The organism is Protofrankia sp. Cr1 (assembly GCF_963555865.1).
Classification (GTDB): domain Bacteria; phylum Actinomycetota; class Actinomycetes; order Frankiales; family Frankiaceae; genus Protofrankia.
This window is the reverse complement of the sequence record NZ_CAUVXO010000168.1, coordinates 1-10,109: the sequence shown is the minus strand read 5'-3', so window position 1 is coordinate 10,109 and position 10,109 is coordinate 1. Positions and strand designations below refer to the sequence as shown.

The window sequence follows — 10,109 nt, the reverse complement described above, 5'->3', positions numbered from 1 at the left end:
GCGACCCAGGCGCCGAACCCGGCCAGTGCCCACTGGCTCAGCGACAGCTGCCCGGCGTAACCGGTGACGACCACGACGGACAGCACGAGCACCGCCGCGATGAGGGTCGTCGCGAGCGAGTCGACCCAGTCGGTGGGCACCGTCCAGACGAGCACCGCGCCCACCGCGATCGCCGGCAGCAGGAACAGTAGGTTCACCCGTCCCGGGCCGGGCAGCGGCAGGCGCACGGGAAGGTCGCCGCGAGCGGGTCGGGCGCGGCCACCGAGGGTGAGAATGACGACGATCAACAGGAACGGCACCGAGTCCGCGAGCCCGGTGACCTGGGCGTAGCGTCCGACCTCCGCCTGCGCGACGCCGAGCACCATGGCGCCGGCGATCGTGAGCAGGAAGGACGAGAAGCCGCCGACCAGCGCCGCGGCGAGTGCCGGTACGACAAGCAGGGTGAGCGAACCCGCGGACAGTCCGGTGATCGGCGCAAGGAAGATCGCCGCGGTCGCGTACAGGGCGCCGCCGACGCTCCAGTTCACCAGTTCGATCATGGACGTCGACCATCCGGAGGCCGCCGCGGTGCGCCGGTTCTCCGCCACCGCCGTGGTCGCGAGACCGAACCGGGTCCGCGAATAGATCAGCCACAGGACGATCGCAAGAATGATCAGCATGCCGATGAGGACGATGCGGTCCTTACCGATGACCAACGAGCCGGTCACGTGCACCGGTTTGGTCGGCAGGATCGATTTCACCAGGTCCTGCGCGGACCCCCAGATGAGCACCACCACGCCCTCGACGAACAGCAGGACGCCGAGCGTGGCGATGAGCTTGACCAGCGCGGAGGCCTTGCGCAGCGGAACCATGACTAACAGGTGGGTAGCGCCGCCCAGCGCCGCGCCGAACGCGATGCTCACAACCAGCGCGATGATCCAGTTCACCTGATGGGTGTCGCGCAGGTCGTAGAAGACGAAGGCGGCGAACCCGCCCGTCACACCGCTGGCGAAGTTCAGTACTCCGGAGGCTCGGAAGACCAACACGATCCCGAGCGCGGCCAGCGCGTACAAGCTGCCCGTGCCGAGACCCAGCAGGGCAAAGCGGAGGAATTCCACGTCGGAGAGCCTTTCTTCCGAGAACGCGGATACACCCGCGCACCCGACCGCGCCTGAAGCGCGATCGGATGCGCGGCCGGCCGCGGGTCAGGAGCTGGTGAGTACGTCGAACGCCGTGTTGTCGAACAGTGGAGTGCGGGTACCGTTCTTGATTTCCGAGAAGTAGACCGCCGTGGTGAAGATCCTGTTACCCTCGAACAGAACCTTGATCGATTTAGAGAAGTCGACCTTGGGAAGCGGCGAGAAGTTGATCTCACCCGCGGTGCTCAGGGCGTTGGCGAGGCTCTCGCCGTCGATCGTGGGCAGCTTCTGGGCATACTGGGCCACCAGGTGGACGGTCGCCCACGCGGTCAGGGCACCTTCGCTGCGGATGTCCGCAGACACACCCGCGGCATCCAGCTCGGCGTTGAACTGCTTGATCGCCGGAATGCTGGTGTCGCCGGCCGGCGGCGTGGAACCGACGAGGACCAATCCGTTCGCGGCATCGCCGAGCGTCTTGAGCATCTTGTCCTCGATGACGGTCGCGCCGTAGGCGGGCGTGGCCTTGGAACCCGCCTGCGACAGCGCCAGCAGCAGTTTGGTCGCCTGGGTGGTACCCACCACCAGATCGATGCAGTCGGTGGTGCCGCTGGTCAGCGTGGCCGTGGCGGTCGTCAGATCCGAGGCGGTCGGGGCAATCGGCACCGTCTTGTTGATGCTCAGGTTGAACGGCTTGAGACCGATACCGAAGAAGCTGGCCGAGTTGCGGCCGGCGGCGATGTCGACGACCGCGACGGCCGGGTCCTTCTTGCCGAGCTTGCCGCAGGCGGTCCCACCGCCGGCGATGTTGACCGCGCCGCTGCCGAACGGGAAGGAGTACGGACTTTTCAGTTCGGAAGCGCTGCTTGGCACCTCGCCGATCGACGGGATCTTCGCCTTCTCCAGGATCGGCATGTACCTGTCGCCGGTGCTGCTGTTGGCCGTGACGAACAGGTACTTACCCTGGGCCGCCTTGGTCGCGCAGTCGGCGCCCTTGTTCGGGTCGAACTGGTCGTCACAGACAGTGACTTCCAGTGGTCGGCCCTTGATACCGCCAGCCTTGTTGACCGCCGCAGCGGCGGCCTGCACGGCTGCCGGCAATCCCGGGTAGGTGTCGGACGGGCCCGACATCGCCTGGATCGACATGATCTTTATAGGCTCACCCGAAAGCGTGGTTGCGGACCCCGCTCCGCTACCCGCGCTGTCCGATGTGGAACTACCACACGCGACGAGCGCGAGAGCGCCAACGAGCGCTACCGCAAGGGGCGCCTTCGTAGGGACTTTCATGATCCTCCTTGAGAGTGGCAGCTGAAGTCACCAACCGTAGCCATCTGAATCGCTTAATCGGATAGATATTTCAGCAGTCCGCGAAGTGTGACCTTTGACACCCATCACGTCAACCCCCAGATTCGCCTCGCATCCACCGACCCGGATCCACCAGCGGCCCGTTGGCCAAGCAACGCCTTTTCGGTATATTTCGATGACTGTTTACCAGGTGATCTCCACTGGCGTCGCCCGCACCTGCACCCAGACGTCGGGCACCCGGCTCGACCCCACATGATCAACACCGGCAGCCGCTACTACGAACCGGCCGGCTGCTTCAGCCGGCAGCAGATGTCCGGCTGTCATGTCCGGCCGGCATGTCCAGCCGGCATCGGGTCACTCGTTGGCCGAGCCGATACCGAAATAGCTGGCGTTGATCAGATCGGGGTCCGCGGCGAGGGCGGCGGCGGTCCCGGTGAACACGATCCGGCCCCGGTCGAGGATGTATGCACGATCCGCGACGGCCAGGGCGAGCGACACGTGTTGCTCGATCAACAGAATGCCGGTACCGCGTTCGTCGGCCAGGGCTCGCAGGACCGCGAGCAGACTCGATGCAAGATCAGGAGCGAGGCCGGAGGAGAACTCGTCGATGACAAGCAGCTGCGGCCGCCGCGCCACCGCACTTGCCAGCGCGATCTGCTGCCGCTCACCCCCGGAGAGCTCGCCGCCGGTCCGGTCGAGCAGGGAACGCAGTGCCGGGAAGCTGTCCAACGTCCGCTCTATCTGGTCGCCGGGCCGTCGGCCGACCGCGAGGCGCAGAATCTGGCGGACGGTCAACCCCCGCAACGGCGTCCCTCCCTGCGGCGCCACGGCCAGTCCGCGGCGGGCAAGCCCGGCCGGGTTCGGGCGGCGGGTCAGGTGGCCGAGCACGCTCACCCGGCCGCCGAACGGCGCGAGCTGCCCGGACGCCGTTCGGATCAGGGTTGTCTTGCCGGAGCCGTTGGGCCCGAGCAGCGCGACGAGCTCGCCGGCGCGGACCTCGAGGGAGATCTCGTGCACCACGGGCAGCCGGTCGTACCCGCTCGTGACCTTCTCCAGGGACAGCACGCTGTGCCCGCGCGGCTGCCCGGGCACCCGCGCGGGCATCGCCGGCGAGCCACCGAGATACACCTCGCGGACCTCGGGTCGGTCCCGGACCGCGGCCGGCGGACCGGACGCGACGACCCGCCCGCCATCGAGCACCACGACGTCGTCGCACGCCTCGAAAACCAGTTTGATGTCATGATCGACAAGCAGGATAGCGTAGCCGTGCTCGGCCAGACGCCGCAACCGCGCGGTGAGCGTGGCCCGCGCCGCCGAGTCCAGGCCCGCCGCCGGTTCATCCACGAGCAGCACCCGGCCACCCGCGGCCAGCGCCCGGCCGAGCCCGACAGCGAGGCGCTCATCGTGCGACAGGCTCCCGGGAAGCTGGTCGACGAGCGTCCCGAGTTCCAGCGCCTCGGCCGACTCGGAGCCGGCGACGGCGAGGTTCTCGGCGACAGACAGGTCCTCGAACAGTTCCAGGGACTGGAAGGTACGGGTGAGGCCGCGGCGGAACCGCTCATGCGGCGGCATCGAATTCAACACCGTCCCGTCCAGCACGATCTGACCGGCGCTGGCCGGCGTGAAGCCGGTGAGCGCATCGATCAGGGTGGTCTTCCCGGCGCCGTTCGGCCCGATCAGCCCGGTGACCCTCCCCGCGGACAGAGTGAACGACACGTCATGGACGATTTCGACCTTGCCATAGGCGACACACAGTCCACTGACGTTCAGGCGGACGCCGCCGGGCTGGCCAGTCATGCGCGTGCCTCGGCGGGTACCCGGATGCGCACCGCCGGCTGGCGAGGGTCGTAGGCGAGCCCCTCGGGGCGCAGCACGACGAGCACCACCAAGGCCACTCCGCACAGCAGCGACTGGTACTGCGCGAGGTCGGCGAGGCGGTCCAGAAGAGTGAACACCACACCACCCGGGGCGAGCATGCCGCCCAGCACCGCGCCACGCACGCTCATCACGCCACCGACCGACGCGATAGCCAGAAAGAACAGGGAGGCGAACACCCCGAACGAGTCGAACGACAGCCTCCCCTGGCCGTAACCGATCAGGCAGCCGCCGAAACCGGCGATTGCGGCGGAGATGGCGGAGGCGAGCAGCTTCGTCCGGGCGGCGTCCACGCCGACGGCGGATGCCGCCCGTTCATTCGAGCGGACCGCGAGCATCCGCAGCCCGGAGGTGGACGCACGCAACCGGGCCACCCCGAAGGCGCACAGGACGAACACGGCGAGGGCGAGCAGACCGTACTCCACCCGCGGGTATCCATCCCCGGCGACGCCGAGATCAAGGCCGAACAGTGACGGGGCCGGAACGGCCGATCCAGCGAGACCGCCAGTGATCAACGGATTGGCGAAGACCATCTCCTGGAAGGCCACGCCCGCGGTGAGCGTGACGACGGCGAGGTCCACTCCGCGGATCCGCCGGGACAGCGCCCCGAGCAACAGGCCCGCGACGGTCGCCGCACCGGTGGCCAGCAACGGGGCGAGCGGGAACGGCACACCAAGGTCGCCCTGCAGCCTCGCCAGCAGAAAACCAGCCACACCGGCCAGCGACATCTGCGCGAGCGACAGCTGCCCGGCGAATCCGGTCAACACCACGAACGACAGGCACACGACCGCACCCGCGAGGCTGCGTTCCAGGCCCAGACGATAGGGGCCGGTAAGCAGCACCAGCGCGAGCACCCCGACGGGCACGACCACATAAAGATCACGTAGTGGACGGCCCGCCGACTCGGCCCGGGGCAGCCTCGCCGCCGCCGCCGGCGCCAGGACGCGGTCCCGGCCCGGTATCAGCTGGCCGCGGGTGAGCGCGATGGCGATGAGAAAGAGGAGTGGAAACAACGCCCGGAGCCCTGGTTGATCAAGCCAGGAGACTGCGCGTTGGATGGGCAGGAGGACCGACTGGACCATCCCGAGCAGCAACGCGCCGACGATGGTGGCACCGAACGACGACAATCCACCGAGAAGCGCGGCGGCGAGGGCGGGCACGATGAACAACGTGTATGTCGACGGGCTCAGGACACTGATCGGTGCCACCAGGATTCCCGCGAGCGCGCCGAGTACCGACGCCGCTACCCAGCTGGTCGCCGCGACGAGTTCCGGCCGGTAGCCGAACTGCGCCGCAGCCTCGTCCGACTCGGCGACGGCCCTGGTGGCGAGCCCCAGCAGGGTCCACCGGGAGACCGCCCACATCAGTACACCGACCGTGGCCACCAGTCCGGCGAGCAGTGGGCGGTCAACCGGCACGTTTTCCCCGAACAGCGAGAATGACGTCCGCGGCAGGATGGAGTCGATGAACCTGTTGGCGGAACCGAACTGCAGTACCGCCAGCGCCTGCAGGGCGATCATGAGACCGACCGAGGCGACGAGCGTCAGGACCGGCGGCGCGTGCCGCAGCGGCCGGAATATGAGAAAGTACACAGCAAGGCCACCGAGCGCAGCCATGACGAGCGACACCGTCAATGCCAGCGCAAAAGAAGGGTTATCGGTGAGATGAATCCGAGGAGGAAGGCCCACGACGGGGAGGACGAGATCTCCGGTGTCTCTGAGCTCGGCATACTGGTAGGTGACATACATCGCGAATGCGGCGTGCGCGACATTGACCACACCGGATGCCCGGTGTACCAGCACCAGTCCAAGGCCCAGCGCCGCGTAGACCGCACCGGCACCCAGCCCCAGGACCAGTGCCGCGACATACGTGGGCACAGGGCTCTCCAATCCACCATGACGGTCTGTTGTGGGCCAGAGCAGTGTAACTTCTGTAAATATGACGCTGTCCCGTCGTGCTGTCGCAGCCGCGGTCACGACTGCCGTAGTCCTGTCCGTCGTCCTTGCCGGGTGCACGAGCCAGCGCGGCGGTGGCCCCCGCGACCCTGGCCGGACGAGTGGAGGCTCTACGGGTAACCTGAGCGGGCCGCCGGTCAAGCTCGGCTTCGTCTCGATGGAGAACACCGCGCTCGGGTCGTTTCCCGAGACCCGAATAGCTGCGCAGAGCGCCGTCGCATACGCCAACCAGGCGCTCGGCGGAGTTCACGGCCATCCTATTGAGCTTGTCCCCTGTGTCACGAACGGTTCGCCCGAGTCGTCCCAGGATTGTGCCAACCGACTCATCGCAGAAAAACCGGTTGCCGTGGTCGGCGGGGTGGACCTCGGCACCGATGCCGCCATGGATCTCTACGAACACGCCGGAATTCCCTATGTCAGCGGCTCGCCCCAGGTGGGCCGGGAGCTGAGTTCTCCCACCTCCTTCTCGTTGACCGGTGGTACTCTTACCGATCTGCTCGGCATCACCGAATACCTGACGGCAACCAGACACCTACAGAAGGTCCACGCCCTCTACGCCGACCTGCCCGGCCTGCTGACCGCGGCGATTCAGGGATCCGACAAGATCCTGCGCGCCAGGGGGGTATCGGATCCCAAGCTGACGAAAGAGAAGGTCGATACGGCCGATTTCGCGCCGGCCGTCAGCGCCGTCGCCGCCGGCGATCCCGACGCGATCATCGTCGTCTTCCCCGCCCAGTCCTGCGAACGGATAGCCCAGGTCGCAGGGACGCTCAAGATCAAAACACCGATGTACTTCGTGGGCTCCTGCGCCTCCCCGGCCGTGGCACGGGCAGCCGGGCCAAACGCCGGGAACCTCTACTTCGCCTCGGGCTACCTTCCCGTCGGGACATCCGGTGGCGACCAGGATGCCGAGGCGTTCCGGGCGCGGGTGTCCGAGGCCCAGCGGTCGCCGTTGTCGCAGGCGTCCTTCTCAACCGTCCTGGTCGTGCGGTCGCTGCTCGCCGAGATGTCAGCGCCGACGTCCACCGACCTGGCAGCCGCGCTCAAGGCGACGCGGGATCGTCCGAACGTGATGGCGCATCCGTTCACCTGCGACGGCACCGCGATAACGACCTTTCCGGCGGTCTGCAACACGGCGGTACGCATCCTGCGGTGGTCCGGCAACGGCTTCGCCGATGTGAACGACACCTGGGTGGACGGGCGCGGACTCATGAAACTTCTCACCTAAGAGCGCCCGGCACGAGGGAACGCGGCGTCGCGCCCCTGTTGCCGGACGCCCGTTGGGAACGATGTGAATCTGCTGTTGTGGCAGGAGCATCAGATTCACATCGTCAAGAACGACCGGCAATAGGCGCGGTACCGGGACGTCGATGAGGGACCGAACGGATGCAGGCACGGCCCTGGTCAATCATGGAGTCCTCGACGGTCTGTAACTGACCAGGGGGTTGCATGCCTGCCGTACCAGCATGCCTGCTGGACGCCGGAGCCGACCTTGAGGCGCCGGGGTCTGTGATCGGCGGCGTGCCTGCCGTCAGGTCGGTGATGCGACGGGCAGGCCACGTGACCGGGCGGCTTGCACCAACCGCTTGTCGTAGGCCACGAACCAGGTGAGTGCGGGTGCCAGTTCCTCAGCGGTGGCGAGGTGGATCGCGTCGAGGCTGCGCAACATCGCGTCGGGTAGCGTCGCGGCCGCGTCGAGGACCGCTTCTGTGATCGGCTTCTGATGGAGCACGGCGAACACCGCGCGCAGCACCGGCAGCGCCGCCGGCTCGGTGCGGATGAGCGCCCGGGTGGCTTCGGTCCGCGCCAGCGCGGACGCGGTCAGCGGCATCGGATTCGCCGCCAGCCACGCCCGTAACGCGTCGGTCTCGGACTCCTGTCGAACCAGCTTGACGATCGCCGAACTGTCCAGGTAGATCACATGCGGTCCGCACGCAGCTCGGACACGACCTCGGCAGTGTCGCCACCGTGGCTCGCAGCGGCCGGTCTGATCGCCAACAGTGCAGCGATTCCTCCCGGGTTGCTCGCCGGCGTCAGTTTGCCCGCACGAATGAGTTCGTCGACTGCCGGATCACCGGTGCTGGGCAGCGGGACGAGCATCGCGATCGGCTGGTCATGCTCTGTGATGAGCACGGTTTCCCCGGCCGCGGCTCGATGGATCACCTTCGAGGTCTGCCGGGTTACTTCCCGAATCCCCATCGTTATTGTCATGACAAAATGTTAGCACACCAGGTCTGCGCGGAGCGGACGACCCACCACCTACCAACGCACCAGCGAGTAGACGAACACAACCAACATGATCATCTAATGCTTCGGCGTCGGACTGTCCGCCCCGCGAGGCGGACAGTCCAAGCCTGGCGCTGGGAGCTCTGCGCCAGCTCGTTCACTTAACGGCCGGAACGCCGTATTTGTCGATTCCGGACCGCACCAGAGTCAGCGCGCTCGGGTTGGCGGCAAGATTTACCTGGTCCATGAAACTGAGTGCGAACAGGCCCATGGATGTCGCCTGGCGAATATAACTGTCGGTGAAAAGCGCTTTCAGGTCGCTGGTCCAGGTGTTCTGGTTGCCGTTGTCGGGTTTGAAGTGCGAAACCATGACCGGACCGTACTGGCCGAGTATGCGCGTCATGTCCAGAATATCCTGGGCATTCGAGTCCGATTGCATCGCCTGGAAGCTCTGGAAGTCGGACTGACGCATCACGTCCGCGAAATAGGGGAACATGGACCGGCCGCCGCCGATGCTCGGGTCGTCGTAGCGGGCCTGCCAGCCTCCCCATCCCAGGGAGACCTTGGAATTCGGGGCCACGGAGTGCAGGATCGACATTGCCGCCAGATACTTGTCCTTAAGCGCGAGGTAGTAGTTGGTCACCTCGGGGCTGACCGCCCAGGCGTTGGTCTGACAGGCGTAGGTCTGGAATTCCGTGAAAAGCGTGACATAGAGCGGTGGACCACCGGCTGCACCCTTGAAAATCGTGGCGAGCTGGCGGACATCGTCGAGAAAAGCCCCGGACAGGGGGTAGTCACGACCACAGGCCGGCCCGTGGGAGGTCTGCGTGGTGCCGACATTTCCGGTTCCATCAAGCCACACCACGAGATGAATCGAACGGCCCGAGGCGTAGGTCTGCGGAATTCTGTTACTCGCCCAGTCCCGCATGAATCCGAGGTCGCCGGGTGAGTTGTACCAGGTCGTGAACATGCCGAGTCCGCCGGCGATCGGTGATGCCGCATCGCTGTCCAGGGCCGGGCCGAGCCCGAAAAGAAGCTTCCCGGAGCTGTTGGCGCTTCGTGGCGGTGCGACCGGGGCTGAAGTCGCCGACACGGGGGTTGGCTGCGTCGCCGATGCAAGCACTGGTCGCGCGGACGGTGCCGTCGTCGACTGAGGTGCTACCGGCGGTTTAACCGTGGTCGTTGGACTGACCGCCGGTCGACCGACTCCACCGGCAGCCGACGCCATGGCAACCGGTGGTAGGGATGACCGCGCAGGAGCCGGCCCGGGCTCCCCCTGCTTGGACGATGTCGCAGTCAGAGGCTGACAAGCAGCCAGAGCGAGAGCGGTCAGGGCTACGCAGGAAAGAAGGACGATGGACGCGGGGCCGGTACGAGGAAACTTTGCTGCAGTCACAGTCAGGTCCCGTCTGATCGAGATCAGTAGCGACAGCTTACGGGGCTGCCGCTGCGGGGCATCAGGAGGATGTCCTGTCGACCGAATCGGCGCCAGACGGTAATCGGGCCTGTGAGCAAACAGCTGTCGTCATCCCGTGCGCTGAAAGATCTTGCTGTAGCCATCCGCGTACGTGACATCGATCGTGTGGGACACCCGCAGAAGCACGGGCCCGCGTACATAGACGTACTCGGCCTT

Annotated in this window: 10 protein-coding genes; 2 read left to right on the top strand and 8 right to left on the bottom strand. The window is 66.6% G+C overall.

Annotated elements, in window-relative coordinates:
* The 5 genes from U9980_RS14515 to U9980_RS14495 all read right to left on the bottom strand — a co-directional run.
* Positions 1–1,097 (bottom strand): branched-chain amino acid ABC transporter permease (locus U9980_RS14515; protein WP_322768400.1); only part of this gene is annotated, 1,097 nt, incomplete at its 3' end.
* 87 nt (positions 1,098–1,184) lie between these two features.
* On the bottom strand, positions 1,185–2,402 hold the full coding sequence (locus U9980_RS14510; protein WP_322768399.1) for an ABC transporter substrate-binding protein: 1,218 nt from the start codon (positions 2,400–2,402) through the stop codon (positions 1,185–1,187).
* A 201-nt stretch (positions 2,403–2,603) separates the two neighbouring features.
* The gene (locus U9980_RS14505) at positions 2,604–2,744 is read right to left on the bottom strand and encodes a hypothetical protein (protein ID WP_322768398.1); all 141 of its coding nucleotides are present in this window, start codon (positions 2,742–2,744) and stop codon (positions 2,604–2,606) included.
* A gap of 30 nt (positions 2,745–2,774) precedes the next feature.
* Positions 2,775–4,217: an ABC transporter ATP-binding protein gene (locus U9980_RS14500; protein WP_322768397.1), complete on the bottom strand. Its 1,443-nt coding sequence runs from the start codon at positions 4,215–4,217 to the stop codon at positions 2,775–2,777.
* Positions 4,214–6,172 (bottom strand): ABC transporter permease, encoded by a 1,959-nt coding sequence (locus U9980_RS14495; RefSeq protein WP_322768396.1) that lies wholly within the window; start codon positions 6,170–6,172, stop codon positions 4,214–4,216. The genes U9980_RS14500 and U9980_RS14495 overlap by 4 nt, the downstream gene beginning before the upstream one ends.
* A 61-nt stretch (positions 6,173–6,233) precedes the next feature.
* Here U9980_RS14495 and U9980_RS14490 point away from each other — a divergent pair, with 61 nt between their 5' ends.
* Positions 6,234–7,478, top strand: a complete 1,245-nt coding sequence (locus U9980_RS14490; RefSeq protein ID WP_322768395.1) for an ABC transporter substrate-binding protein — start codon at positions 6,234–6,236, stop codon at positions 7,476–7,478.
* A 303-nt stretch (positions 7,479–7,781) separates the two neighbouring features.
* Here the strand turns inward: U9980_RS14490 and U9980_RS14485 are convergent, their stop codons facing one another.
* The 3 genes from U9980_RS14485 to U9980_RS14475 all read right to left on the bottom strand — a co-directional run bounded on the left by U9980_RS14485 (position 7,782) and on the right by U9980_RS14475 (position 9,446).
* Positions 7,782–8,171, bottom strand: coding sequence for a type II toxin-antitoxin system VapC family toxin (locus tag U9980_RS14485; protein ID WP_322768394.1), 390 nt, complete (start codon positions 8,169–8,171; stop codon positions 7,782–7,784).
* Entirely contained in the window at positions 8,168–8,461 is a 294-nt protein-coding gene (locus U9980_RS14480; protein ID WP_322768393.1) for a hypothetical protein, read from the bottom strand. Before U9980_RS14480 ends, U9980_RS14485 begins: the two co-directional genes overlap by 4 nt.
* 172 nt (positions 8,462–8,633) lie before the next feature.
* Entirely contained in the window at positions 8,634–9,446 is an 813-nt protein-coding gene (locus tag U9980_RS14475) for a hypothetical protein (RefSeq protein ID WP_322768392.1), read from the bottom strand.
* Here U9980_RS14475 and U9980_RS14470 point away from each other — a divergent pair.
* A complete protein-coding gene (locus U9980_RS14470; protein WP_322756589.1) occupies positions 9,445–9,630 on the top strand; it encodes a hypothetical protein in 186 nt (61 codons plus the stop codon). The genes U9980_RS14475 and U9980_RS14470 overlap by 2 nt on opposite strands.
* Positions 9,631–10,109: the final 479 nt, after the last annotated feature.